At 63.2% G+C, this 25,407-nt stretch carries 19 protein-coding genes; 12 read left to right on the top strand and 7 right to left on the bottom strand.

The window, feature by feature from the left end:
- Positions 1-4: 4 nt before the first annotated feature.
- Genes KHO23_RS23935 through KHO23_RS23925 form a run of 3 tightly spaced genes read left to right on the top strand, consistent with a single transcriptional unit; the run spans position 5 to position 5,984 of the window.
- On the top strand, positions 5-1,228 hold the full coding sequence (locus tag KHO23_RS23935; protein ID WP_211613800.1) for an efflux RND transporter periplasmic adaptor subunit: 1,224 nt from the start codon (positions 5-7) through the stop codon (positions 1,226-1,228).
- A 15-nt stretch (positions 1,229-1,243) separates the two neighbouring features.
- The gene (locus KHO23_RS23930; protein WP_211613798.1) at positions 1,244-4,465 is read left to right on the top strand and encodes an efflux RND transporter permease subunit; all 3,222 of its coding nucleotides are present in this window, start codon (positions 1,244-1,246) and stop codon (positions 4,463-4,465) included.
- 1 nt (position 4,466) lies between these two features.
- Positions 4,467-5,984: an efflux transporter outer membrane subunit gene (locus KHO23_RS23925; RefSeq protein WP_211613796.1), complete on the top strand. Its 1,518-nt coding sequence runs from the start codon at positions 4,467-4,469 to the stop codon at positions 5,982-5,984.
- Positions 5,985-6,131: 147 nt separating this feature from the next.
- Here KHO23_RS23925 and KHO23_RS23920 read toward each other — a convergent pair whose 3' ends face one another.
- On the bottom strand, positions 6,132-7,544 hold the full coding sequence (locus tag KHO23_RS23920) for a nucleobase:cation symporter-2 family protein (protein ID WP_211613794.1): 1,413 nt from the start codon (positions 7,542-7,544) through the stop codon (positions 6,132-6,134).
- 438 nt (positions 7,545-7,982) lie between these two features.
- Between KHO23_RS23920 and KHO23_RS23915 the strand changes: the two genes are divergently transcribed.
- The 3 genes from KHO23_RS23915 (at position 7,983) to fghA (ending at position 11,738) form a co-directional block, all read left to right on the top strand.
- Positions 7,983-9,509 (top strand): xylulokinase, encoded by a 1,527-nt coding sequence (locus KHO23_RS23915; protein ID WP_211613792.1) that lies wholly within the window; start codon positions 7,983-7,985, stop codon positions 9,507-9,509.
- 227 nt (positions 9,510-9,736) lie between these two features.
- The gene (locus tag KHO23_RS23910; protein WP_211613790.1) at positions 9,737-10,843 is read left to right on the top strand and encodes an S-(hydroxymethyl)glutathione dehydrogenase/class III alcohol dehydrogenase; all 1,107 of its coding nucleotides are present in this window, start codon (positions 9,737-9,739) and stop codon (positions 10,841-10,843) included.
- A gap of 46 nt (positions 10,844-10,889) precedes the next feature.
- Complete coding sequence (gene fghA, locus KHO23_RS23905; RefSeq protein WP_211613789.1) at positions 10,890-11,738, top strand: S-formylglutathione hydrolase; 849 nt, start codon at positions 10,890-10,892, stop codon at positions 11,736-11,738.
- Between the two features lie 66 nt (positions 11,739-11,804).
- Here the strand turns inward: fghA and KHO23_RS23900 are convergent, their stop codons facing one another.
- The 3 genes from KHO23_RS23900 to KHO23_RS23890 are packed head-to-tail and all read right to left on the bottom strand — an operon-like array spanning position 11,805 to position 14,519.
- Complete coding sequence (locus KHO23_RS23900) at positions 11,805-12,587, bottom strand: metal ABC transporter permease (RefSeq protein ID WP_211613787.1); 783 nt, start codon at positions 12,585-12,587, stop codon at positions 11,805-11,807.
- Positions 12,580-13,539, bottom strand: a complete 960-nt coding sequence (locus tag KHO23_RS23895; RefSeq protein WP_211613785.1) for an ABC transporter ATP-binding protein — start codon at positions 13,537-13,539, stop codon at positions 12,580-12,582. The genes KHO23_RS23900 and KHO23_RS23895 overlap by 8 nt, the downstream gene beginning before the upstream one ends.
- Positions 13,536-14,519 carry a metal ABC transporter solute-binding protein gene (locus KHO23_RS23890; RefSeq protein WP_211613783.1) on the bottom strand — a complete coding sequence of 328 codons (984 nt, stop codon included), beginning with the start codon at positions 14,517-14,519 and terminating at the stop codon, positions 13,536-13,538. Before KHO23_RS23890 ends, KHO23_RS23895 begins: the two co-directional genes overlap by 4 nt.
- A gap of 418 nt (positions 14,520-14,937) precedes the next feature.
- Between KHO23_RS23890 and KHO23_RS23885 the strand changes: the two genes are divergently transcribed.
- The 6 genes from KHO23_RS23885 to KHO23_RS23860 all read left to right on the top strand — a co-directional run bounded on the left by KHO23_RS23885 (position 14,938) and on the right by KHO23_RS23860 (position 21,072).
- Entirely contained in the window at positions 14,938-15,720 is a 783-nt protein-coding gene (locus tag KHO23_RS23885; protein WP_211613781.1) for an L-iditol 2-dehydrogenase, read from the top strand.
- Positions 15,721-15,817: 97 nt separating this feature from the next.
- A complete protein-coding gene (locus KHO23_RS23880; RefSeq protein ID WP_211613779.1) occupies positions 15,818-17,140 on the top strand; it encodes an ABC transporter substrate-binding protein in 1,323 nt (440 codons plus the stop codon).
- A gap of 222 nt (positions 17,141-17,362) precedes the next feature.
- Positions 17,363-18,298 (top strand): carbohydrate ABC transporter permease, encoded by a 936-nt coding sequence (locus tag KHO23_RS23875; RefSeq protein ID WP_211613777.1) that lies wholly within the window; start codon positions 17,363-17,365, stop codon positions 18,296-18,298.
- 38 nt (positions 18,299-18,336) lie between these two features.
- A complete protein-coding gene (locus tag KHO23_RS23870; RefSeq protein WP_201071135.1) occupies positions 18,337-19,170 on the top strand; it encodes a carbohydrate ABC transporter permease in 834 nt (277 codons plus the stop codon).
- Positions 19,167-19,880 carry an HAD family hydrolase gene (locus KHO23_RS23865; RefSeq protein ID WP_211613775.1) on the top strand — a complete coding sequence of 238 codons (714 nt, stop codon included), beginning with the start codon at positions 19,167-19,169 and terminating at the stop codon, positions 19,878-19,880. Before KHO23_RS23870 ends, KHO23_RS23865 begins: the two co-directional genes overlap by 4 nt.
- A gap of 82 nt (positions 19,881-19,962) precedes the next feature.
- Positions 19,963-21,072, top strand: a complete 1,110-nt coding sequence (locus KHO23_RS23860) for an ABC transporter ATP-binding protein (RefSeq protein ID WP_211613773.1) — start codon at positions 19,963-19,965, stop codon at positions 21,070-21,072.
- A gap of 158 nt (positions 21,073-21,230) precedes the next feature.
- Here KHO23_RS23860 and KHO23_RS23855 read toward each other — a convergent pair whose 3' ends face one another.
- The 3 genes from KHO23_RS23855 to dalD form a co-directional block, all read right to left on the bottom strand.
- A complete protein-coding gene (locus tag KHO23_RS23855; RefSeq protein ID WP_211613771.1) occupies positions 21,231-22,178 on the bottom strand; it encodes a sugar-binding transcriptional regulator in 948 nt (315 codons plus the stop codon).
- Between the two features lie 78 nt (positions 22,179-22,256).
- Positions 22,257-23,738 carry a xylulokinase gene (gene xylB / locus KHO23_RS23850; RefSeq protein ID WP_211613769.1) on the bottom strand — a complete coding sequence of 494 codons (1,482 nt, stop codon included), beginning with the start codon at positions 23,736-23,738 and terminating at the stop codon, positions 22,257-22,259.
- Between the two features lie 131 nt (positions 23,739-23,869).
- Complete coding sequence (gene dalD / locus KHO23_RS23845) at positions 23,870-25,282, bottom strand: D-arabinitol 4-dehydrogenase (RefSeq protein WP_211613767.1); 1,413 nt, start codon at positions 25,280-25,282, stop codon at positions 23,870-23,872.
- Positions 25,283-25,407: the final 125 nt, after the last annotated feature.

The raw sequence follows: 25,407 nt of genomic DNA, 5'->3' as shown, positions 1-25,407 counted from the left end.
CTCCATGCGCGTCGAACGGGTTCCATTCCGCTTAATTAGTGCCGCGACGGCTGCCGTATTGCTGGCAGCGTGCGGACCAAAACAATCGGCCCCGCCGCAACAAACCCCCGAGGTTGCCATCGTTACGGTCCAGCCGACGACTGTGCCAGTGACCACCGAATTGCCGGGCCGCACCAATGCGTTCCTGGTGGCCCAGGTCCGTGCGCGGGTTGACGGCATCGTGCTGCGCCGCGAATTCACCGAGGGCAGCCAGGTCAAGGCTGGCCAGCGTCTGTACAAGATCGATCCGGCGCCTTATATCGCGGCACTGAACAGTGCCAAGGCAACGCTTGCGAAGGCTCAGGCGAATCTCGCCACGACCACCGCGCAGGCAAACCGCTATAAGGTGCTGGTCGCGGCCAACGCAGTCAGCAAGCAGGATTACGACAACGCTGTCGCAGCAGAGGGGCAGGCCGCGGCAGACGTGGCTTCCGGCAAGGCAGCGGTCGATACGGCGCAGATCAATCTCGGCTATACAGACGTGACTTCGCCGGTGACCGGCCAGGTCGGCATTTCGCAGGTCACGCCGGGTGCCTACGTCCAGGCTAGCGCGGCGACGCTGATGTCGACCGTCCAGCAACTCGATCCGGTCTATGTAGACCTGACCCAATCGAGCCTCGACGGCCTGAAGCTGCGCCGCGAAGTCCAGGAAGGGCGTCTGAAGACGAACGGCCCGGACGCGGCGAAGGTCACGCTGATCCTCGAAGACGGCCGTAACTATTCTGAGCAGGGCAAGCTGCAGTTCACCGACGTGACGGTCGACCAGGGCACCGGTTCGGTCACGATCCGCGCGATCTTCCAGAACAAGGATCACGTGCTGCTGCCGGGCATGTTCGTGCGTGCGCGTATCGACGAAGGCGTCAATGACAAGGCAATCGTCGTGCCGCAATCGGGCATTACGCACGATCCGAAGGGCCAGCCGACCGCGCTCGTTGTCGATGCGCAAAACAAGGTCGGAGTGCGCCAGCTCGTCACCTCGTCCACGTACGGTTCGAACTGGGTGGTCGAGAGCGGCCTGAATCCGGGTGACCGCGTGATCGTGCTCGGCACTGACAAGGTACGTCCGGGCATGACGGTCAAGCCGGTTCCGGCGCCTTCGCCAGCCTCCGACGCAACCGCTCAGGAAGCGCCGGCGGCCAGCGGTGCACAGATGGCGCAGGCTGCGTCCGCTGCATCGGCCGCGAAATAACAGGGAGCCTGTTTCATGGCAAAGTTCTTTATTGATCGCCCGATTTTTGCATGGGTGATCGCCATCATCCTGATGCTCGCGGGTATCGCGTCGGTGTTTACGCTGCCGATCGCGCAATACCCGACCATCGCGCCTCCGGCGGTGCAGATCAGCGCCGTGTATCCGGGTGCGTCGGCGAAGACGGTGGAAGACACCGTCACGCAGGTGATCGAGCAGCAGATGAGCGGCCTCGACCACTTGCTGTACCTGTCGTCCACCTCGGACGACTCCGGTACGGCAACCATCACGCTGACGTTTGCGGCCGGCACGAATCCGGACATTGCCCAGGTGCAGGTGCAGAACAAGCTGCAACTGGCAACGCCGCTTCTGCCGACCATCGTGCAGCAGCAAGGGATTAACGTCACCAAGTCGAGCAGCAGCTTCCTGCTCGTGCTGGCGTTCAATTCCGAAGACGGCAGCATGAACAAGATCGACCTCGCGAACTACGTCGCGTCGAACGTCAAGGACCCGATCAGCCGTCTCGACGGCGTGGGTACCGTGACGCTGTTCGGCACGCAGTACGCGATGCGGATCTGGCTCGACGCCAACAAGCTGACCAAGTTCAATCTGACGCCGGTCGATGTCCAGGCTGCGCTGCAGGCGCAGAACGTTCAGGTGGCAGGCGGTTCGCTCGGCGGCACGCCTTCGGTGCCGGGCCAGATGTTGCAGGCAACGATTACCGAGGCGACGCTGCTGAATACGCCTGAGCAGTTCGGCAACGTGCTGCTGAAGGTGAACACCGACGGCTCGCAGGTCCGTATCAAGGACGTCGGGCGCGTCGAGCTGGGCGGTGAAAACTACAACTTCGACACGCACTACAACGGCAAGCCGACCGCCGGTCTGGGCATTCAGCTCGCGACGGGCGCCAACGCGCTGCAGACCGCGAAGAATGTGAAGACGAAGATCGACGATCTGTCGAAGTACTTCCCGCACGGCCTCGTCGTGAAGTACCCGTATGACACGACGCCGTTCGTGCGCCTGTCGATCGAAGACGTGGTGAAGACGCTGCTCGAAGGTATCGTGCTCGTGTTCCTCGTGATGTACCTGTTCCTGCAGAACCTGCGGGCGACGTTGATTCCGACGATCGCTGTGCCGGTGGTGCTGCTGGGTACGTTCGCGATCATGAGCGCGGTGGGCTTCTCGATCAACGTGCTGTCGATGTTCGGGCTGGTGCTCGCGATCGGTCTGCTGGTGGACGATGCGATCGTGGTGGTGGAAAACGTCGAGCGGGTGATGGCCGAGGAGGGATTATCGCCACGCGACGCCACCCGCAAGGCCATGGACCAGATCACCGGCGCGCTGATCGGCGTGGCGCTCGTGCTGTCGGCGGTGTTCGTGCCGGTCGCGTTCTCGAGCGGTTCGGTGGGCGCGATTTATCGGCAGTTCTCGCTGACGATCGTGGCGGCGATGGTGTTGTCCGTGCTGGTCGCGTTGATTCTCACGCCGGCGCTGTGCGCGACGATTCTCAAGCCGATTCCGAAGGGCCATCACGAAGTGAAGAAGGGCTTCTTCGGCTGGTTCAACCGGACCTTCGAATCGAGCCGCGACAAGTATCACAGCGGCGTGCACCACGTGATCAAGCGTTCGGGTCGCTGGCTCATCATCTACCTGGTGGTGATCTTCGCGGTCGGTTTGCTGTTCGTTCGTTTGCCGAAGTCGTTCCTGCCGGATGAAGACCAGGGGATCATGTTCGTGCTGGTGCAAACGCCGGCCGGCTCGACCCAGGAGCGTACGGCGCATGCCCTCAAGGACGTCTCGGACTACGTGCTGAACCAGGAAAAGGACATCGTCGAATCGGCGTTTACGGTGAACGGTTTCAGCTTCGCGGGCCGCGGCCAGAATGCCGGTCTCGTCTTCGTGAAATTGAAGGGCTATTCCGAGCGCCAGCACGCGAACCAGAAGGTGCAGGCCTTGATCGGCCGGATGTTCATGCACTTCTCGACGTACAAGGATGCACTGGTGTACCCGGTGAATCCACCGTCCATTCCGGAACTGGGTACGGCATCGGGTTTCGACTTCGAGTTGCAGGATCGTAGCGGTCTGGGTCACGCGAAGCTGATGGAAGCGCGCAACATGCTGCTTGGCATGGCTGCGAAGGATCCGACGCTTGCCCAGGTGCGTCCGAACGGCCTGAACGATACGCCGCAGTTCAAGATCTCGATCGATCATGAGAAGGCGTCGGCGCTGGGCGTGTCGCTGGCGGCGATCGACCAGACGTTCTCGATCGCGTGGGCTTCGGTCTATGTGAACAACTTCCTCGATATCGACGGCCGGATCAAGAAGGTGTACGTGCAGGGCGACGCGCCGTACCGGATGAACCCGGAAGATCTGAACTACTGGTACGTGCGCAATGCGGCGGGCGGGATGACGCCGCTCAACTCGTTCGCGTCCGGCACTTGGACCTTCGGGTCGCCGAAGCTCGAGCGCTACAACGGTATTTCGGCGGTGGAAATCCAGGGCGCGGCCGCACCGGGCAAGTCGACCGGTCAGGCCATGACGGCGATGGAATCGATTGCGGCGAAGCTGCCGGCGGGTATCGGCTACGAATGGACGGGTCTGTCGTTGCAGGAACGCCAGTCCGGTTCGCAGGCGCCGATCCTGTATGGCATCTCGATCCTCGTCGTGTTCCTGTGTCTCGCGGCGCTGTATGAAAGCTGGTCGATCCCGTTCTCGGTGATCATGGTGGTGCCGCTCGGCGTGCTGGGCGCATTGCTTGCCGCTACGTTGCGCGGGCTCGAGAACGACGTGTTCTTCCAGGTGGGTCTGTTGACCACGGTGGGGCTGTCGGCGAAGAACGCGATTCTGATTGTGGAGTTCGCCCGCGAGCTGCAACAGAGTGAGGGCATGGGGCCGATCGAGGCCGCGCTGGAAGCGGCGCGTCTGCGGTTGCGTCCGATTCTGATGACTTCGCTCGCGTTCATTCTCGGCGTCATGCCGCTCGCGATCAGTAACGGCGCGGGTTCGGCCAGCCAGCACGCAATCGGTACCGGTGTGATCGGCGGGATGTTGACGGCGACCTTCCTCGCGATTTTCATGATCCCGATGTTCTTCGTTGTGATCCGCGCGAAATTCGGCGGTGAGAAGGAAGACCCGGATGAGGCGCTCGCACACTATAACCAGCACCATCCGCATGACGGCCAAGGTGGCGGCTCGGCTGGCGGGTCGGCTGATGAAGGCTCGGGCAAGGACGGACATTGAGATGCAAAAACACTCTTTGATTGCAGTGGCGGTTGCGCTGTTCGCCGCGGGTTGCACGATGGCGCCGAAGTACCATCGCCCGGCCGAACCCGTGACGGCGGCCTTCCCGACCGGCGGCGTGTACGACACGCAACCGGGCGCGGCGGGTACCGCGCGTACCGCGAACGGTCAGGCGGCAGCCGATATCGGCTGGCGTGATTTCTTCGTCGACGCGCGTTTGCAGCGGCTGATCGAAATCGCGCTGAAGAACAACCGCGATCTGCGCGTGTCGGTGCTGAATATCCAGGCATCGCAGGCGCAGTACCAGATTGCCCGCGCGGCGCTGTTCCCGACGCTGGACGCTGCGGCTTCGCAAACCAAACAGCGTACGCCTAAGGATCTGACGGCCACCGGCCAGACGATCTCCAACACGTACTCGGTGGGTCTGAACGCCTCCTGGGAAATCGACTTCTTCGGGCGGATTCAAAGTCTGAAGGATCAGGCGTTGGCGCAGTACCTGGCTACCGCTCAGGCGCGCAAGGCCGCGGAAATCGCGTTGGTCTCGCAGGTGGCGAATCAGTACATGACGGTGCTCGAGGTGGACGATCTGCTGAAGGTCACGCAGAACACGCTGAAGACCGCCCAGGAGTCATACCGGATCACCAAGCTGCAGTTCGACAACGGCACCGGTTCGGAACTGGATCTGCGGCAGGCGCAGACGGTGGTCGAGCAGGCGAACGCCAACCTGCAGTCGCAGGCGCGTTTGCGGGCTCAGGCGGATAACGCGCTCGTGCTGCTGCTCGGCGAGCCGTTGCCGGCCGATCTGCCGCCGGGCACGACGTTGGACAATCAGAACCTGCTGACGGATATTCCCGCGGGCTTGCCTTCCGATCTGCTCACGCGTCGTCCGGACATCATGGAGGCCGAAGAGAACCTGCTTGCGGCCAACGCGAACATCGGCGCGGCGCGCGCAGCGTTCTTCCCGAAGGTCTCGTTGACCGGCAGTTTTGGCACGCTGAGCCCGTCGCTCGGTGGCCTGTTCAAGCCGGGTTCGGCGGCATGGAGCTTCGCGCCGTCGATCACGTTGCCGATCTTTGAAGGCGGCCAGAACAAGGCCAATCTCGATCTCGCCACCGTGCAGAAGAACATCCAGATCGCGACGTATGAAAAGGCGATCCAGACGGCCTTCCGCGAAGTGGCGGACGGACTGGCGGCGCGCGGCACGTACGATCAGCAGATCCAGGCGCTGGAGCGCAATACCTTTGCCGAACAGCGCCGGCTGGATCTGTCGAATCTGCGTTATACCAACGGCGTCGACAGCTATCTGTCGGTGCTGACCGCGCAGACCGATCTGTATACGTCGCAGCAGTTGCTGGTGACCGCGCGCATGCAGCGTCTGCAGAACCTGGTCACGCTTTACCAGGCACTCGGCGGCGGCTGGATCGAACGGGCAGGCGATCAGCCGCGTCCGGCCGACGCACCGGTCGATTACGGTGCGGCGAGTGCGCCGGTGGCGGCTTCGGCCGCGACCGCGGGCTGAGATTTGTAGTCTTGCGGTAGCAGCCGCGCGGGACGGCTTTCAGTTTCACGAAAGCCGTCCCGCGCAGCCGGTAATAAAAAAACGCCACGGCATGCCGTGGCGTTTTTGTTTCTGCTTAACTTAACTTAACCTGACTCGACCCAGCGCTCAGTGCGCATCCGCCGCACGCAGCAACTCGTCGCCTGCCGGCGGCTCATTCCCGCCGCGTCCGTCGAAATCATGTCCGGCCTTGCGAATTTCGCACTGAGCCTTCTTCTCGCTCTTTACACCGTTGAAGATCAGGTTCAGCACCACCGCCGACACTGACGCCAGCAAGATCCCGCTGTGCAACAGCGGCGAGAGCGCCGGCGGCAGCTTCGAGAAAAATTGCGGCGACACCACCGGCACCAGGCCCATGCCGATACTGACCGCGACGATGAAAAGGTTGTGATGGTTCTTCACGAAGTCGACTTTGGCTAGCACCTTGATGCCGTTCGCCGCGACCATGCCGAACATCACGATGCCCGCGCCGCCCAGCACGAAGGCCGGCACCGAAGCGACCACTTGCGCCATCTTCGGGAACAGGCCCAGCAGGACCAGGATGACGCCGCCCATCGCGCAGACAAAGCGGCTTTTCACACCCGTCACGCCGATCAGGCCAACGTTCTGCGAGAACGAGGTATGCGGAAACGAGTTGAAGATACCGCCGATCAGCGTGCCCAGACCGTCGACACGCAGACCGCGCACCAGCGTCTTCTGATCGACCGGACGATCGACCATGTCGCCGACCGCGAGGAACATGCCGGTCGATTCGATGAAGGTGACGAACATCACGGTGACCATCGTCGCGATCGCGAGCGGATCGAAGTGCGGCAGACCAAAGTGGAACGGCATCACGAAGCCGACCCACGGCGCGTGCGTCACGCCGTCCATGTTGACGCGGCCGAGTACCAGCGCGATCACGAAACCCGCGACGATGCCGAGCAGCACCGAGATATTGGCGAGGAAACCCTTGGCGAACTTGTTGATGAGCAGAATCAGCATCAGCACGACCAGCGACAGCCCCAGATAGATCGGATTGCCGTAATCAGGATTGCCCACGCCGCCGGCCGCCCAGTTGATGCCCACTTCCATCAGCGAGAGACCGATCACCGAGATCACCACGCCGATCACCACCGGCGGGAAAAAGCGCAGCAGCTTGCCGACCGCCGGCGCGAGAAGGATGCCGATGACGCCGGCTGCGATTGTCGAGCCGAAAATATCGAGAATACCGAGCGATGGATTCGTTCCGATTGCGACCATCGGACCGACGGCCGCAAAGGTGCAGCCCATGATGACCGGCAGACGGATGCCGAAGATCCACAGACCGAGCGTCTGAATCAGCGTAGCGATGCCACAGGAAAACAGATCGGCGCTGATCAGGAACGCGATCTGGTCTTTCGGCAGTTTCAACGCGGCGCCAACGATGAGCGGCACCGCAACTGCGCCTGCGTACATCACCAAAACGTGCTGAATGCCGAGCGTCAGCAACTGGCCTGCGGGCAGTCGCTCGTCGCACGGGTGAACCGTGTTCGATTGCATTTTGTCTCTCTCCACCATCTCGTTTTGGGATGGCTCCAAGGTATGCGGAACGATAAAGCGCAACAAGACCACTGGGGCCTATTCCGGCATTCCCGGTGACGATATGCATGAGGCCCGTTTGAAAGCCAAAAGAAATGCGCGTATCTCGCAAATTGGCCGTAAGCCCCACGCAGCGGTGAGGCGTGCGCGCGCGCGCCGCGGCGTCGCTTCAGGTGATATGTGTTAAAAACAATGGGGTGTATCTCGCTGGACGCATAGTGCTGTTTTCGTCTGGAGTCCCGTTTGGCGGGGTTAACCCGCAAATTCAGGGTTTTCACTTAGGCCGCGGCACAGCTGTCGGCGCACCTCGAAAGCCTGCCTCCGTTGATGGAAAATACAGCGCTATCCGCACCCTTTCCGCGTGCGTTTTCCCATGCCTCATTGGATGTTCTATCGCCTATGAATTTTCTTGGCATCGATCTTGGCACTGGCTCCCTCAAAGTCGTTATCGTCGACGAAAACGGCCGCGAGCAGGCGGCAGCGAGCGTCCCTTACGCGCTCGAAACGCCGCATGCGGGTTGGGCAGAAATGTCGGTACAGACCTGGTGGCGTGCGCTGTGCGAGGCGGCAGCGCGACTGCCCGCTGACGCACGGCAAAACGTAGAGGCGATCGGCTTTTCCGGACAGATGCACGGCGTGATTCTGGTGGATGCGGACGGCGAAGCGGTGCGCCCCGCGATGCTCTGGCCCGACACGCGCGCGCTCGCTTTGCTCGATGAGTGGCCAGAGTCGCAACCGAATCCCGTAGCGCCCGGCATGGCCGGCCCGTTGCTGTGCTGGATCGTGAGGCACGAACCGCAGTCCGCGCGCAAGACACGTTGGGCGCTGCAACCGAAAGACTGGCTGCGCGTGGCGCTGGGTGGCGTGGTGGCAACCGATCCCTCCGATGCCTGCGCGACGGCGCTTGCCGATCCGGCCGGCGTGTGGGATCGCGCGCTGCTCGATCGCCTTGAACTGCCGCACGAATGGTTTGCGCCGCTGGCGCCATCCTATGCGGCGGGCGGCGTGTTGTCGGAGAAAGCCGCTCAGGCGCTCGGGCTGCGCGCCGGCATTGTGCTCGCGATCGGCGCTGCCGATACGCCATGCGCGGCACTCGGCAGCGGTCTCGCTCACGACGGCGACGCGTTGCTCACCACAGGCACCGGTGGACAGATTGTCGTACTCGCCGGGCACGCGCCCGCAGCGGTTAAAGGTCTGCATCGCTATCGCGCGGCGAGCGATCACTGGTACCGGATGGCAGCCATGCAAAACGTCGGCGTCGCGTTGGAGCGCGTGCGCGGCTGGCTTTCGTATGAATGGGCTGATGCCTATCGCGATGCGTTCGGTGAAACTGGAGTCTCAGCGGAAAACGCAGCGGAAAACGCAGCGGACGGCGCAACGGATGGCGCAACGGAAAATGCAGCGGGAGCTGCAGCGAAAGCCCCCGCGGGCCTTACCTTCCTGCCGTACCTCACGGGCGAGCGCACGCCATGGCTCAACCCGGCGGCGCGCGGAGGCTGGCTCGGCCTTGCGCTCGATCACACGCGCGGCACGATGATGCGGGCGGCTTTCGAAGGTGTTGCGTTCTCGCTGCGCGCCGGGCTCGACGCGATTCGCGCAAGCGGCGCGAACGTGACCGCATTGAAGCTCGCGGGCGGTGGTTCAGTGGATGCTCGCTGGCGGCAGTTGCTGGCCGACGCGCTGAACGTCGAGCTGTATGCGGTCGATTGTCCGAACGCGGCGCCGCGTGGCGCGGCCATCCTCGGCGCATTGGCAAAGGGGCACTGGCACGCGAGCGATCTCGCGGCGCTTGCGCCGGGCGCGACGCGAGTGGCCGGTCCGCAAAACGATGCAGCGCTCGCACAACGCTATGCGCGCTTTCTCGACCTCTATGGCCGGGTCGAGACATGGTTCGGCGAGGACGAAGGCGAGGGCGAACGCTCGTAGCCGGGCCGATGTCACGTACAGACAATGCCGCGACGCACTTTGCAATACCATGACGGCTTTCGCGCGCTAAGTTATCTGCCGGCACATCAGGGCGCGCGGCAGTGGCAACTTCTATCCGCCGCCCGGTACATCAGGCGATTACCGCCGTCGAACTGCAACACCGGCGCGCCGCGCGTTTTTCTCGCCGCGACGTGCCACGCATTCACAGACTCACAGGAGCATTCACGATGAAGACCAAAGCAGCAATCGCATGGAAAGCCGGCGCCCCGTTGACGATCGAAGAAGTGGATCTGGAAGGCCCGCGTGCCGGTGAAGTCCTGATCGAAGTGAAGGCAACAGGGATCTGTCACACGGATTACTACACGCTCTCGGGCGCCGATCCGGAAGGCATCTTCCCTGCGATTCTCGGCCACGAAGGCGCGGGCGTGATCGTCGATGTCGGTCCCGGCGTAGGCACGCTGAAAAAAGGCGACCACGTCATTCCGCTCTACACACCGGAATGCCGCCAGTGCAAATTCTGTCTGTCGCGCAAGACCAATCTTTGCCAGGCGATCCGTTCGACGCAAGGTCGCGGCCTGATGCCCGATGCGACCTCGCGTTTCTCGCTCGACGGCAAGCCGCTGTTTCACTACATGGGCACGTCCACGTTTTCGAACTACATCGTCGTGCCGGAAATCGCGGTGGCGAAGGTGCGAGAAGACGCGCCGTTCGACAAGATCTGCTACATCGGCTGCGGCGTGACGACGGGCGTAGGTGCTGTCGTGTATTCGGCGAAGGTCGAGGCGGGCGCGAACGTGGTGGTGTTCGGTCTCGGCGGCATTGGTCTGAACGTGATCCAGGGCGCGAAGATGGTCGGCGCCGACAAGATCATCGGGGTCGACATCAATCCGGGCCGTGTTGAGTTGGCGAAGAAGTTCGGCATGACCCACTTCGTCAACCCGAACGAAGTCGAGAACGTGGTCGATCACATCGTGCAACTCACCGATGGCGGTGCGGACTACTCATTCGAATGCATCGGCAACACCAAGGTGATGCGTCAGGCGCTGGAGTGCACGCACAAGGGCTGGGGCCAGTCGTTCATCATCGGCGTGGCGGCGGCGGGCGAGGAGATCAGCACGCGTCCGTTCCAGCTGGTGACGGGCCGCGAGTGGAAGGGCTCGGCATTCGGCGGCGCACGCGGGCGTACGGACGTACCGAAGATCGTCGACTGGTACATGGAAGGCAAGATCAATATCGACGATCTGATCACGCACCGTCTGCCGCTCGAACGCATCAACGAAGGCTTCGACCTGATGAAGAAGGGAGAGTCGATCCGCTCGGTGGTGTTGTACTAACGCGGCATCTATGCGCCACCGACCCAGCACGGAAAGGAACAAGTCGATGCTTGAACTATTGTCGTCGCATGCCTGCCATGGTGGCGAGCAGCGGATCTACCGCCACGACTCGCAGACCATCGGTCTGCCGATGCGCTTCTCGGTTTATCTGCCGCCGCAGGCCATGCAGGCCAACGCGAATGTGCCTGCGCTGTTCTACCTCGCGGGTCTGACCTGCACCGAAGAAACCTTTCCGGTCAAGGCGGGCGCGCAGCGCTTCGCGGCACAGCACGGCATTGCTCTCGTCGCGCCGGACACCAGTCCGCGCGGTGCGGGCGTGCCGGGCGAAAGCGCGGCGTGGGACTTCGGCGTGGGCGCGGGCTTTTACGTCAACGCGACGCAGCAGCCGTGGGCGACGCACTACCGGATGTACTCGTATGTGCGCGATGAACTGCGCGAAACGGTGCTCGCGAATCTGCCGGTGGACGGCGCGCGTCTGGGTATCTTCGGACATTCGATGGGTGGTCACGGCGCGTTGATGCTGGCGCTGCGCAACCCGGAGATCTATCGGTCGGTGTCGGCGTTCGCGCCGATCGCCGCGCCTTCACAGTGCCCGTGGGGCGTGAAGGCGTTCAGCGGATATCTGGGCGAAGACCGTGAAGCGTGGCGTCAGTATGACTCGAGCGAACTGGTCACGCGGTCGTCACGCAAGTTCAAGGAAGGGATCCTGATCGATCAGGGGCTCGCGGATCAGTTCCTCGCCGAGCAACTGAATCCGGATGTGTTCGAAGCGGCCTGCAAGGCCGCGGGACAGCCGCTGACCTTGCGTCGTCACGCGGGCTACGACCACGGCTACTACTTCATCTCGACGTTCATCGAGGATCACATCGCGCATCACGCTAAGGTGCTGCTTTGAAGTAGCGATTAACCCGGAAAGGTAGCGGCAGCATGGAGGTGTGCCGCCGTTACCGCCGGGTTTCGGTCAATGCCGCTTCAACAAACTGCCGCCATACACCACCGCCGACAGCACGGTGATCCAGAAGCTCGTCGGCCAATCGGTATAGAACGCCAGCGTCAGACCCAGCCACGCTTGCACCAGCGCGAACACGGCGGCGAGCACGAGACCGGTGGAGAGCCGTGTCGTCATGTTCTGCGCAGCGGCAGCCGGCCCGACCATCAGCGTGAAGACCAGCAGCACGCCGACAATCTGCGTGCAGGCCGCCACCGCCAGCGCGGCAATCGACAGAAACAGCACCGACACCTTGCGCAGCGACACGCCCTTGGCCTCGGCCAATTCCGGCTGCAACGAAGCAAACAGCAAGGGCCGCATGATTGCCGCGAGCGCCAGCAAACTGACGATGCCCAATGCCGCCAGCACGCCGAGCGTCGACGCATTCACGCCGAGCACGTTGCCGAACAGCAGCGCGGTGACCTGGGTCGCGTACGCGGTGAAGAAGTGCAGGAACAGCAAGCCGAAGCCGAGCGACAGCGACAGGATCACGCCGATCGCCACGTCACGTCCGGCGAGCCGCTCGCCGAGCGCGCCCATGCCGACTCCTGCGGCGAGCGTGAAGCCGATCATCCCCCAGATCGGCGAGATGCCGATCAGGACCGCGCCGGTCGCGCCGGTGAAGCCGACGTGCGAGAGCGCGTGGCCCGCGAAGGTCTGTCCGCGCATCACCAGAAAGTAGCCCACCACGCCTGCCAGCACCGCGACGATCCCCGACGCCGCGAACGCGTTCACCATGAAATCGTATTCAAACATCGTGCTTGTGTCCGTCGCGTGAGTCGTGCTGGTGTGAGTGGCCATGTGCGTGGCCGTGGTCATGCGAGTGGCTGTGGCCGCCGTTCTCGTCGTGTTCGTGCTCGTGATCGTGTTTTTCGACTTCGACGCCGCCCGACATCACGAAGATGCGGCCGTTCACGCGCATCACGTCGATCGGCGAGCCATAGAGGCGCGACAGCACCGGTCTCGTAATGACTTCATCGACGGTGCCGAGCGCGGCCACGCCGCTACCGAGATACAGCACGCGATCGATCGAGTTCAGAAGCGGATTCAGTTCATGCGCCGAGAACAGCACGGCAATCCCGAGTTCCTGCTGCACGCGCCGCACCAGTTCGACCACGCTTTTCTGATGATGCGGATCGAGACTGATCAGCGGTTCATCGAGTAGCAGCAGCTTGGGGTTGCCGAGCAGGCACTGCGCGAGCAAGAGGCGCTGACGCTCGCCGCCCGACAATTCCGATAGCGGCCGCTCGGCCAACTGGCGGCCGCCCACCAGATCCAGCACCCGCTCGACATCCGCGCGGGTCTTGCGGTCCGCATGGGGCAGGCCCCAGCGGTGTCCGTCGGCCGCCATCGCGACGAAATCGCGGCCGCGCACGCGGCGGCCCGCCAGCGCGCTGCGCGTCTGCGGCATATAGCCGATCGACGCATTGCCGCGCTCGACCGGCTGGCCCAGCACGCGGATCGCTCCGCTCGCGGCGGGCACGAGACCGAGCACGGCGCGCATCAGCGTAGTTTTGCCCGCGCCGTTCGGCCCGAGCACGCCGATGAATTCGCCCTGGTTCACCACAAAGCCGGTGTCGCGCAGAATCGTGCGGTCGCCGAGCTCGAGCGTCACGTGTTCGAGTTCGAGCACGGGAGCATTGGCGCGTCCGCTGGTTGATGCACTTACTGATGCATTAGCTGGCGTGCTGCGGCCAGTTTCGGTCATTGGGTTTTTCCTTTGGCGGGGGGTGTGGTGGCCGCCGCCGCATTCGCTCCGCTCGCATCGCCCGCGGCCAACGCCGTGCCCAGCGCGTCGAGCTGCGTCAGCATCCACGTCTGATAGGTCTTACCGGCCGGTTCGGTTTCGGTGACGCTCATGGTCGGCACCTTCGATTGCTGCGCGAGCTTCAACATGCGTTTGGTCAGGGCCTCGGTTGCCTGGCTGTTATAGATCAGAACGCGCACGCGCTTTTCACGCAGATCGCGTTCGAATGCGGCGATATCGGCCGCACTGGCTTCCGTGTCGTTCATCGTCGCCATCTGGAAGCGCAGATTGCGCATCGAGAGGCCGACCGCGTCCGACATATAGCCGAACACCGGCTCGGTCGCCGTCACCGGCACGCCGGCGTAGCGGCCATGCAGACCGGCGACTTTGGCGTCGATGGGTTTCAGCGAATCGAGAAACTTCGCGAGGTTCGCATCGTACGCCGACTTGTGCGCCGGGTCAGCCGCGACGAGCGCCTCGCTCACCGCGCGCGCCACCTTCGGCATGGTTTGCGGGTCGTACCAGAGGTGCGGATTATCGCCGCCTTTCTTACCGACGAGATCCGCGGCGACGATCGTGGCGCGCTTCGCGCTCTTCGAGGCGGCCAGCAGTTTCGCCATCCACGGATCGTAGTCGGCGCCGTTGTAGACCACAAGGCTTGCATGTTGCAAGGCGCGCGCCGTCTTCGGGCTGGCCTCGAACAGATGCGGGTCCTGATCCGGATTGCTGAGGATGCTCGTTACGTCGACGCGGTCGCCGCCCAGTTGCTGCACGACATCGCCGTAAAAGTTTTCCGCCGCCACCACCGGGATTTTCGCATCCGCGGCAAACGCGCCGTGACTGAGCGTGAAAGCCGCAGCGGCCGTCGCGACCGTGGCCGCGGTCTTCGACAGTGTCAGCGCACGGCGCGCCCCGTTCAACATCGAGCCGAATGTCTTCATCGTTGATTCCTGCTGCGTGAGAGTTGAATGAACCGCAAAACTTAGGCGCGGCGCGCTTTGGCGGTCGTCGGGGCATGCGGGCCGCCGTCAACCCTGCGTAGCGGCGGTCTGCGCGCATGCCGCCAGCACAAAGCGAAGCGAGGCCGAAATGATATAACGTATCTCGATTTTTTGTCAGCGGCTTGAGCGGAAAACAGCTTGGCCGTCTCCGATTTCTCGTATTAGTGCTGGTCTCGTACCGATCGGGGCCGGAAGAGGAGGTGTGGCGATCCTGCCGCGCTGCACCATCGAAATCTGGTCGAGCGCCTTGACATGACCCGGTACGTATCCGATCATTCGATCACAAGCAGAGCAATTGTTCGCGCAACGAGCGTTCGCTCACCGCGCCTCAAGAAGCGAAACGAACCGGAGACAGGCAGTGGCGGCACGATTGCAAGACAAGGTGGCCATTCTGACGGGCGCGGCAAGCGGGATCGGTGAGGCCGTGGCCCGGCGCTATCTGGACGAAGGCGCGCGTTGCGTGCTGGTCGATGTCAAGCCGGCGGACAGTTTCGGCGACGCGCTCGTCGACGCTTACGGCGACCGCGTGCTGACCGTGAGTGCCGACGTGACGCGCCGCGAGGATATCGAACGCATCCTCGCGAGTACGCTCGCGCGCTTCGGCCATGTCGACATCCTGTTCAACAACGCGGCGCTCTTCGATATGCGCCCGATCCTCGACGAATCCTGGGACGTGTTCGACCGCCTCTTCGCGGTCAACGTGAAGGGCATGTTCTTCCTGATGCAAAGCGTCGCCCGCCAAATGGTCGAGCAGGGCCGCGGCGGCAAGATCATCAATATGTCGTCACAAGCCGGCCGGCGCGGCGAGGCCCTGGTGTCGCACTACTGCGCAACCAAAGCCGCCGTCCTCAGCTACACGCAATCCGCCGCCTTGGCCCTTGCGCCGCACAAGATCAATGTGAACGGCATTGCGCCGGGCGTCGTCGATACGCCGATGTGGAACGAGGTCGACGCGCTCTTCGCCCGCTATGAAAACCGGCCGCTCGGCGAGAAGAAGCGCCTGGTCGGTGAAGCGGTGCCGCTCGGCCGGATGGGTGTGCCGGAGGATCTGACCGGCGCCGCCCTGTTTCTCGCGTCGGCGGATGCCGATTACATCACCGCGCAAACCCTGAACGTCGACGGCGGGAACTGGATGAGCTGAGCGGATAACAGCGTGGACGTGCTGAATCCGCTTCACCCTTCGTCATTTTCGTAGAACAAACGCAGCATCACATAACGTACGAGAAAGGAGACAACACATGAAACCAGCTACCCAATCCGCGCTGAAGGCGCTAAGTGCCGGTGCGCTTGCCTGCTTTGCGTTGAGCGCTCAGGCGGCCACGGTGACGATCGCCACGTTGAACAATCCGGACATGATCGAGCTGAAGAAGCTCTCGCCCGCTTTCGAGCAGGCAAATCCGGACATCAAGCTCAACTGGGTGATTCTCGAAGAAAACGTGCTGCGTCAGCGCGCCACCACCGACATCACGACCGGCAGCGGCCAGTTCGACGTGATGACGATCGGCGCGTACGAAACACCGCAATGGGGCAAGCGCGGCTGGCTCACGCCGCTCACCGGCCTGCCCGCCGATTACGATCTGAACGACGTCGTGAAGACGGCCCGCGACGGCCTCTCGAGCGGCGGCCAGTTGTACGCGTTGCCGTTCTACGTCGAAAGCTCGATGACGTACTACCGCAAGGATCTGTTTGCGGCCAAGGGCCTGAAGATGCCCGACCAACCGACCTACGAGCAGATCGCGCAATTCGCCGACAAGCTCACGGACAAGGCCAACGGCATGTACGGCATTTGTCTGCGCGGCAAAGCCGGCTGGGGCGAAAACATGGCGTACGCGACGACGGTGGTGAACACCTTCGGCGGCCGCTGGTTCGACGACAAGTGGCAAGCGCAGCTCACGTCGCCGGAATGGAAGAAGGCCATTTCGTTCTACGTCGATCTATTGAAGAAAGACGGCCCTCCGGGAGCGAGTTCGAACGGCTTTAACGAAAACCTCACGTTGATGTCCTCGGGCAAGTGCGCGATGTGGATCGATGCAACGGTGGCCGCCGGCATGCTCTACAACAAGCAGCAGTCGCAGATCGCCGACAAGGTGGGCTTTGCGGCGGCGCCGACGGCGGTCACGCCGAAGGGTTCGCATTGGCTGTGGGCGTGGGCGCTGGCCATTCCGAAGTCATCGAAGCAGGCTGACTCGGCGAAGAAGTTCATCGCGTGGGCTACGTCGAAGCAGTACATCGAACTGGTCGCGAAGGATGAAGGCTGGGCTTCGGTGCCGCCGGGAACGCGTCAATCGACGTACGCGCGCCCTGAATACAAGCAGGCCGCACCGTTCGGCGACTTCGTGCTGAAGGCCATCGAAACGGCGGATCCGGACCATCCGACGCTGAAGCCGGTGCCGTACACCGGTGTGCAGTTCGTCGGCATTCCTGAGTTCCAGTCGTTCGGCACGGTGGTCGGTCAGAGCATCTCCGGTGCGGTTGCCGGTCAGATGACGGTCGATCAGGCGCTGGCAGCCGGGCAGGCAACGGCGAACCGCGCCGTGCAGCAAGCCGGCTATCAGAAGTAAGCCGCAGTGTTAAGCCGCAACGCGAGCATTGCAACGTAACGTGAAACGCGCCGGCTGACGCCCGTCAGCCGGCTCACGCAGCACAGTGGGTTGTCCTCGGCACTCATTTGCCACGCACTTGCCACTTATGCGTCGCGACATCGTCTGGCGTCTCGGCGAGTGATACGGCTAAGGCGGTGTCTTCACTGGACAGCCCGCGCATTACCGAACAGGTGGTCAATCATGCGTCCTCTGCGCCTACCTCTCATGCATGCCCATCCCCAGACAGAAAAAGAACGCGAAATCCGTAAAGCCAATTCCGCCCGCTGGCTAGTGTCGCCCTCAGTGGCGGTACTCGTGCTGTGGATGGCGATTCCGCTGGCGATGACGATCTGGTTTTCGTTCTCGCGCTACAACTTATTGAATCCGGATCTCAAAGGTTTTGCCGGATTCGACAACTACAAATATCTCGCAACCGACCCGTCATTCGGACCGTCGATCGGGCACACGCTCGAACTGATCATCTCGGTTCTGGTGATCACGGTGGTCGGCGGCGTGCTGATGGCGATCCTGTTCGACCGTAAGTTCTACGGGCAGGGTGTTGCCCGGTTGCTGGCGATCGCGCCGTTCTTCGTGATGCCGACGGTCAGCGCGCTGATCTGGAAGAACATGATTCTGCACCCGGTGTATGGCCTGATCGCGCAGGGCATGCGCGCGATCGGCCTGCAGCCGATCGACTGGTTCGCCGACTATCCGCTGACGGCGGTGATCATGATCGTCGCGTGGCAGTGGCTGCCGTTCGCGTTCCTGATTCTGTTCACCGCGATCCAGTCGCTCGATCAGGAGCAGAAGGAAGCGGCGCGCATTGACGGTGCCGGCCCGTTTTCGATGTTCTTCTACATCACGCTGCCTCACCTGAAACGGGCGATCGCGGTGGTGGTGATGATGGAGACGATTTTCCTGTTGTCGATCTTCGCCGAAATCTATACGACCACGGGCGGCGGTCCGGGCACCGCGACCACCAATCTGTCGTACCTGATCTATTCGCTGGGCCTGCAACAGTTCGACGTCGGTCTCGCTTCGGCGGGCGGCATTCTCGCTGTCGTGCTGGCTAACATCGTGTCGTTCTTCCTGGTGCGGATGCTCGCGAAGAACCTGAAAGGGGAGTACGAAAAATGAGCCACGTTGCCTCTACACCGGCGTCCACCACGACGTCTATGAGCGTACCGGCCAAGTCGCCGTTCGACGCGATTCGCCGCGGCATTCCCGGCGTGATCGCATGGCTGGTCGCGCTGCTGTTGTTCTTTCCGATCTTCTGGATGACGATCACCGCGTTCAAGACGGAGCAGCAGGCGTATTCGTCGTCGCTGTTTTTCATCCCGACGCTCGACAGCTTCCGCGAGGTGTTCGCGCGCAGCAACTACTTTTCGTTCGCGTGGAATTCGATCCTGATCTCGGCGGGCGTCACGGTGCTGTGCCTGATTCTCGCCGTACCGGCCGCGTACGCGATGGCTTTCTTTCCGACGCGCCGCACGCAGAAAGTGCTGCTGTGGATGCTGTCGACCAAGATGATGCCGTCGGTCGGCGTGCTGGTGCCGATCTATCTGCTGTGGAAAAACAGCGGGCTGCTCGATACGGTGTCCGGACTGGTGATCGTCTACACGCTGATCAATCTGCCGATTGCGGTGTGGATGTCGTTCACGTACTTCGCTGAAATTCCGCGCGACATTCTCGAAGCCGGTCGGATCGACGGCGCGGCGACCTGGCAGGAAATCGTCTACCTGCTAATGCCGATGTCGTTGCCGGGGCTCGCCTCCACCGCGCTCCTGCTGGTGATCCTGTCCTGGAACGAAGCGTTCTGGAGTATCAATCTGTCGAGTTCGAATGCCGCGCCGCTGACCGTGTTCATCGCGTCCTATTCGAGTCCTGAGGGTTTGTTCTGGGCGAAGCTTTCCGCTGCGTCGCTGCTCGCGGTGGCACCGATCCTGATCGTCGGCTGGTTGTCGCAGAAGCAACTGGTGCGCGGCCTTACGTTCGGGGCGGTCAAATGACGTCAGGCACGAGTGCAAGCACGACTGTCGGTCAATTCGCACTGATCTGCGATTGCGACGGCGTGCTGATCGACAGCGAAGCCGTGGCGGCGCGCATGCTGGTGCACGAACTCGAAGCGCGCTGGCCCGATGCCGATGTCGAACCGGTGGTGCTGCCATTGCTCGGCTTGCGGATCGAAAAGGTGCTGGAAGGCACGGCGGCGCAACTTGGCAAGAGGCTCAGCGACGAGGATATCGAAGCGATCCGCCGAGCGGTGGAAGCGGCGGCGATGCAGGCGCCGGCAGTGGTTGGAATCGAAGCCGCGCTCGCGCAGGTGCCGCTCACCAAAGCCTGCGCGAGCAACAGTTTCCGGCCGTATGTGGAGAACGTGCTGGTGCGCACGGGTCTCGTGAAGTTTTTCGGCAATCGGCTCTTTTGCGCCGATGCGGTGCCGAATCCGAAGCCTGCGCCCGATGTCTATCTCGCTGCCGCGCTAGGCGTTGGACTTGCGCCGTCGGCCTGCCTCGTCGTGGAAGACAGCGTGACGGGCGTGACGGCGGCCGCCGCGGCAGGCATGACGGTGCTGGGTTTTATCGGCGGCGGTCATGCGAGCGATGCGCAGATCGACGCGTTACATGCAGCCGGCGCACGTCACGTTTTCGACGACATGCTGCAGTTGCCGGAACTGGTCGCGCAATGGACGCTGAGCGCGACGGCAGCGGCGCCGTAAGCGTGGCCGCGTTGGCACCGTATTGGGCACAGTACCTGGATAGACGAATTAACGCAGTAAGAGCAATACACGGAGACACATCATGGCAAGCGTAACTCTGCGCAACATCCGAAAAGCCTACGACGACAACGAAGTGATGCGCGACATCAACCTCGACATTCTGGACGGCGAATTCGTCGTGTTCGTGGGCCCGAGCGGTTGCGGCAAATCGACGCTGATGCGGATGATCGCCGGCCTCGAAGACATCAGCGGCGGCGATCTGACCATCGACGGCACGCGCGTGAACGAGGTGCCACCCGCCAAGCGCGGCATCGCGATGGTGTTCCAGTCGTACGCGCTGTATCCCCACATGACGCTGTACGACAACATGGCGTTCGGCCTGAAACTCGCCGGCACCAAGAAGCCCGAGATCGACGCCGCGGTGCGCAACGCGGCGAAGATTCTGCACATCGACCATCTGCTCGATCGCAAGCCGAAGCAGCTTTCGGGCGGGCAGCGCCAGCGGGTTGCAATCGGCCGCGCGATTACGCGCAAGCCGAAGGTGTTCCTGTTCGACGAACCGTTGTCGAATCTCGACGCCGCGCTGCGCGTGAAGATGCGCCTCGAATTCGCGCGTTTGCACGACGAGTTGAAGACCACGATGATTTACGTGACGCACGATCAGGTCGAAGCCATGACGCTGGCCGACAAGATCGTCGTGCTGTCGGCGGGCAATGTGGAGCAGGTGGGTAGCCCGACCATGCTGTATCACGCGCCGGCCAATCGCTTTGTCGCCGGCTTCATCGGTTCGCCGAAGATGAACTTCATGGAAGGCGTCGTGCAGTCGGTGACGCACGACGGCGTCACGGTGCGCTACGAAACCGGCGAGACGCAGCGTGTCGCGGTGGAGCCGGGCACGGTGAAGCAGGGCGACAAAGTGACTGTGGGTATTCGTCCGGAACATCTGCACTTCGGCATGGCCGACGACGGCGTGTCGGCGCGAACCATGGCGGTCGAATCGCTCGGTGACGCGGCGTATCTGTACGCGGAATCGAGCGTGGCGCCGGATGGCCTGATCGCACGGATTCCGCCGCTCGAACGGCACAGCAAGGGCGAAACGCAAAGGGTCGGCGCCACCCCTGAGCACTGCCATCTGTTCGATAGCGAAGGGAAAGCCTTTCAGCGGAAGATCGTCGAAGTGCTGGCTGCGTGAGTCAGTGAATTAGCCGGCGGCGGGCGCGCCGCTGGCCTTCAATTACGCTCGGGATAAGTTGCCGTGGCAAGCGCCGCGCACGGGTTTCGAGCGGCGCCCGCGTGGACAACGCGTCGCGAACACGTCTTGACCGGGTAAGCGGTTTTTGTCCGCCGCGCTCAGGCTTCGAGCGCCGCTCGCGCGCACAACTCGTCGGTTACCAGCCCCGACAACCAGCCGCCTTTGAGCACCGCGATCACCGCCTCGCGCTTGCGCTCGCCGCCGGCAAACCCGATGGTGGGGCGCCGCGGCGGCGAGTCTAGCGCGATGCTGGTGACGCGCCGGCCGGTCGGCGATTCGACGTGTGCGCCGGCCGCATCGATTGGCAGGCCGAGCATTTCGGCCACCGCACCGTTCTGCATCAACTCCTTCACTTCCGCGGACGTGATAAAGCCGTCTTCGTGCAGCGGACATTTCGGCCCGATATTGCCGATGCCGACGAACGCGACATCCGCCTTGGCCGACAGCGATTCGACGATCCGGTATAGCCGGTGATTGCACCACTGCACGCGCTCGGCCTCGCTATCGGCGAGCAACGGCGCGGGCAGCAGAAAATGCTTGCCGCCGGTCTTCTCCGAAATGTGCAGCGCGACGTCGTAGCGGTTCGACGAGCCGTCCGAGGCGATCGCCCCGACCATGGATACCAACCGGTGCTGCGGACGCTCCAGCTGGGCGATCTGATCGACCGCGGCCTTCAGCGTACGGCCGCTGCTCACGGCGACCACCATCGGCTTTTCTTCGCTGAGATAGCGTTCCATGACCTGCGCGCCGGCCACCGCCAGCTTGCGGTCGACTTCCTCCGAGGTGTCGCTGTCGATCGGTACGACTTCGCACATGCTCAGGCCGTAGCGCTTCGAGAGTTGATCGGCGAGCGCGAGGCAATCGGCCAGTTTGTGATCGACGCGCACGCGAATCAGGTTCTTTTCCACCGCGAAGGCGACCAGCCGCTGCGCGACCGGGCGTGACACCTGGAGTTTCTCGGCGATCTCGTTCTGGGTATTGCCTGCGACGTAGTAGAGCCACGCGGCGCGGGTAGCAAGATCTAATTTTTCTGTGGACTTGGGCACGGTGACGGTTCGCTTGAAGTGCGCCGATGATAGCAGCCGGTCCTCGCCTCTCAACGGGAACCAGCCGTGCTTGGCCGGTTAGGCGAGCGGTTGCCGCGCGGGGTCGAACAGCGGCCGCACGTGGCGGTAGAGCGCGCGATACGCTTCGAGCCGGTGACGCAGTTCGGCATGCCGTCGCGGGTCGGGCGTGAACTCCTTTTCGATCGGCGGCTTGGTGAGCACTTTGGCCGGGTCGCCGCCCGCAGCCAGCCAGCCGAGGCGTGCCGCACCGAGCGCCGCGCCGGTTTCGCCGCCGCCGTGCTTGCGGGTGGCGGTATCGAGCGCGTCCGCGAGCAGTTGTGCCCAGTAGTCGCTGCGCGCGCCGCCGCCGAGCAGGGACAGCGCCTTCGCTTCGGTGCCGGCCGCGCGCAACGCGTCGAGGCCGTCGGTGAGCGCGAGCGTCACGCCTTCGAGCACCGCGTAGCCGAGCAACGCGCGATCGGTCGCGTGATTCATGCCGAAGAACACGCCTTGCGCGTACGGGTCGTTGTGCGGCGTGCGTTCACCGGACAGATAGGGCAGAAAGAGTGGGGCGGTGGTCAATGCCTCTGCGGGGAGCGCCTCGATTTCGGCGAGCAGGGTCGGTTCGTCGGTTGAGGTGAGCTTGCAGACCCAGCGCAAACAGCTTGCCGCCGACAGCACCACGCTCATCTGATGCCAGCGATCCGGAATCGCGTGACAGAACGCGTGCACCGCGGAGGCGGGGTTCGGCCGGAAACTGTCGCCGACCACGCACAACACGCCCGACGTGCCGAGCGAGACGAAGCCGTCGCCCGGTTGCGTCGCGCCGATCCCGATCGCGCTCGTGGCGTTGTCGCCGCCGCCGGCCGCGACGATCACGCCGTCGCTCAAACCGAACTCGCGGGCCACCTCGGGGAGCAGGGTGCCGGACGGCGCGCTGCCTTCGCACAGGCTGGGCATCTGCGCGCGCGTCATGTTGCAGGCGGCGAGCAATGAATCGGACCAGTCGCGTTTGGCGACGTCGAGCCACAGCGTGCCGGCTGCATCCGAGGGATCGGACACCTTGCCGCCCGTCAGTTGCAGGCGCAAGTAGTCCTTCGGCAGCAGTACGCAGGCGGTTTGCGCGAAGATTTCCGGTTCGTGGCGTGCAACCCATAGCAGCTTCGGCGCGGTGAAACCGGGCATCGCGAGATTGCCGGCCACGGTGTGCAACTCCGGCGCGCGCTCGGTCAGCTCCGCGCATTCCTTGTCGCTGCGCATGTCGTTCCACAGGATCGCGGGCCGCAAGACGCGATTGCGTGAATCCAGCAGCACGGCCCCGTGCATCTGCCCCGAGAGGCCAATGCCGCGAATCTGCGCGAACTCGTCCGGATGTCTGGCGCGCAACGCGGCCAGCGCCGTGCGCGTGCCGGCCCACCAATCTTCGGGATTCTGTTCGGCCCAGCGCTGATGCGGGCGCGAAACGGTAAAGGGTGAGCCTGCGGTGCCGATCACGCGTCCATCGGAGGCGAGCAGCAGGACTTTCACTTCGGACGTGCCGAGGTCGATGCCGAGATACATGGGCGCGAAACCTTCGTCGTTAGAGATGCGCTACTTTAGCCGCACATTGCGCGCGGTGCCATGCGGTTTAAGCCTGGCAGCGGTGTGATTCGGGTGGTTCGCGGGATTCGCGTGGTTCGATACAGCGCGGGTCAAGCCGCGCCGCGTTTGGCGAGCCACACGTCGACACGCGCCAATGCGCCCGCCAATGCCGATTCCAATTCCAGCGTCTGCGCCATGCTGCCCCATAGCAGGCGGTCGGCAGCGAACGCCTGCAACGGATCGGGCGCGCTAAAGAATCCACGGGCGACGCGCTCGTCCATCACGCCGTCCTGATACGCATACGGCAGCGTGCCGGCATTCCAGCGTTCGAGGAAACGGAAGAACAGCGCCGGCAACATCGCCGTCGCCGCCGGCGTGACACCACGTTCGAAGCATTCCGAGAGCGTCGGCGCGATAAAGCCGGGCAGCTTCGAAAAGCCGTCGGCCGCGACGCGCTGGTTGGTGTCCTGGATGTAGGGATTGCCGAAGCGTTCGAGCACCACGTCGCGATAGCGTTCGAGATCGAGCGGGCTCGGCGTGAGACACGGAATCACGTCTTCGGTCACGTAGTCGAAGGCGAATTTGTTGATGTCCGGGTCGAGCGTGCCTTCGTGGATGTAGGTCAGGCCGACCAGTGTGCCCGCCCACGCAATGCAGCTATGTGTCGCGTTGAGAATGCGGATCTTCGCTTCCTCGTACGGCAGCACCGAGTCGACCAACTCCGCGCCGACCTTTTCCCACGCGGGGCGTCCGGCGATGAAACGGTCTTCTATCACCCATTGGATGAAGGATTCGCCCATCACCGGGCAGACATCGTCGACGCCGGTGGCGGCTTTCACCCGTTCGCGCACGTCGGGCGTGGGACGTGGCGTGATGCGGTCGACCATCGAACTGGGGCACGCGGTGTTGTCGTCGAACCATTGCGCCAGTTCGTTCGCGCCGCGCCGTTCGAGAAATTCGCTCATGCCCGCATGAAAACGCTCGCCGTTGCTGCGCAGGTTATCGCAGGTTTGCAGCGTGACCGGACCGGCGCCACGCTTCATGCGTGCGTCGAGAATCGCCGCGAGCGCGCCGTAAATCGTCGTGTGACCGCCTTGCAGATCGGCCGCGAGATCGGCATTGGCCGTGTCTAGCGCATCGTGTTCGTCGAGGTAGTAGCCGCCTTCGGTGACGGTGAACGCAATGATCTTGCAGGCCGGATCGGCACCCGCTTCGATCAGCGCATCGAGACTCTCGGTCCACGGTACCACGCGCTCAATCGAGCGAATCGTCTCGTACGCGCGCTCGCCCTGCGGTGTGACGGTCTCAAGCGTATAGACGCCGTTTTGCGCGGCGAGCGCGTCGAGCACCGCGTTCATGTCGCTGCGGATATTGCCCACCGTCAGCGACCAGTGCGGCTCGCCCGCCACCTTTGCCTCGTTCAGCCGATGCAGATACCACGCCTGATGCGCGCGATGAAACGATCCCGCGCCGATGTGCAGGATCACGTGTGCGGTCGCGCCGCTGCCTTGCCCGCTGTTCATGTGCGTCTCCTGAATGTCTTCGATCGCACGGCTCGGGGCGTGCGTTTTTTCGATGGTGGAGCATTTGCTCTGCTTGTGAGCGAATGATCGTACCCGGCGAATCGAATGTCAAGACGAGGTAAGGG

This window comes from Paraburkholderia haematera, assembly GCF_905220975.1.
Taxonomy (GTDB): domain Bacteria; phylum Pseudomonadota; class Gammaproteobacteria; order Burkholderiales; family Burkholderiaceae; genus Paraburkholderia; species Paraburkholderia haematera.
Note: the sequence above shows the minus strand (reverse complement) of the source record. Positions and strands in the feature narration are given on the sequence as shown.

Bases quoted from the DNA above. Each gene is read 5' to 3' on its own strand.
- KHO23_RS23935 (WP_211613800.1), top strand. From the start codon at position 5: ATGCGCGTCGAACGGGTTCCATTCCGCTTAATTAGTGCCGCGACGGCT.
- KHO23_RS23930 (WP_211613798.1), top strand. From the start codon at position 1,244: ATGGCAAAGTTCTTTATTGATCGCCCGATTTTTGCATGGGTGATCGCC.
- KHO23_RS23925 (WP_211613796.1), top strand. From the start codon at position 4,467: ATGCAAAAACACTCTTTGATTGCAGTGGCGGTTGCGCTGTTCGCCGCG.
- KHO23_RS23920 (WP_211613794.1), bottom strand. From the start codon at position 7,544: ATGCAATCGAACACGGTTCACCCGTGCGACGAGCGACTGCCCGCAGGC.
- KHO23_RS23915 (WP_211613792.1), top strand. From the start codon at position 7,983: ATGAATTTTCTTGGCATCGATCTTGGCACTGGCTCCCTCAAAGTCGTT.
- KHO23_RS23910 (WP_211613790.1), top strand. From the start codon at position 9,737: ATGAAGACCAAAGCAGCAATCGCATGGAAAGCCGGCGCCCCGTTGACG.
- fghA (WP_211613789.1), top strand. From the start codon at position 10,890: ATGCTTGAACTATTGTCGTCGCATGCCTGCCATGGTGGCGAGCAGCGG.
- KHO23_RS23900 (WP_211613787.1), bottom strand. From the start codon at position 12,587: ATGTTTGAATACGATTTCATGGTGAACGCGTTCGCGGCGTCGGGGATC.
- KHO23_RS23895 (WP_211613785.1), bottom strand. From the start codon at position 13,539: ATGACCGAAACTGGCCGCAGCACGCCAGCTAATGCATCAGTAAGTGCA.
- KHO23_RS23890 (WP_211613783.1), bottom strand. From the start codon at position 14,519: ATGAAGACATTCGGCTCGATGTTGAACGGGGCGCGCCGTGCGCTGACA.
- KHO23_RS23880 (WP_211613779.1), top strand. From the start codon at position 15,818: ATGAAACCAGCTACCCAATCCGCGCTGAAGGCGCTAAGTGCCGGTGCG.
- KHO23_RS23875 (WP_211613777.1), top strand. From the start codon at position 17,363: ATGCGTCCTCTGCGCCTACCTCTCATGCATGCCCATCCCCAGACAGAA.
- KHO23_RS23870 (WP_201071135.1), top strand. From the start codon at position 18,337: ATGAGCGTACCGGCCAAGTCGCCGTTCGACGCGATTCGCCGCGGCATT.
- KHO23_RS23865 (WP_211613775.1), top strand. From the start codon at position 19,167: ATGACGTCAGGCACGAGTGCAAGCACGACTGTCGGTCAATTCGCACTG.
- KHO23_RS23860 (WP_211613773.1), top strand. From the start codon at position 19,963: ATGGCAAGCGTAACTCTGCGCAACATCCGAAAAGCCTACGACGACAAC.
- xylB (WP_211613769.1), bottom strand. From the start codon at position 23,738: ATGTATCTCGGCATCGACCTCGGCACGTCCGAAGTGAAAGTCCTGCTG.
- dalD (WP_211613767.1), bottom strand. From the start codon at position 25,282: ATGAACAGCGGGCAAGGCAGCGGCGCGACCGCACACGTGATCCTGCAC.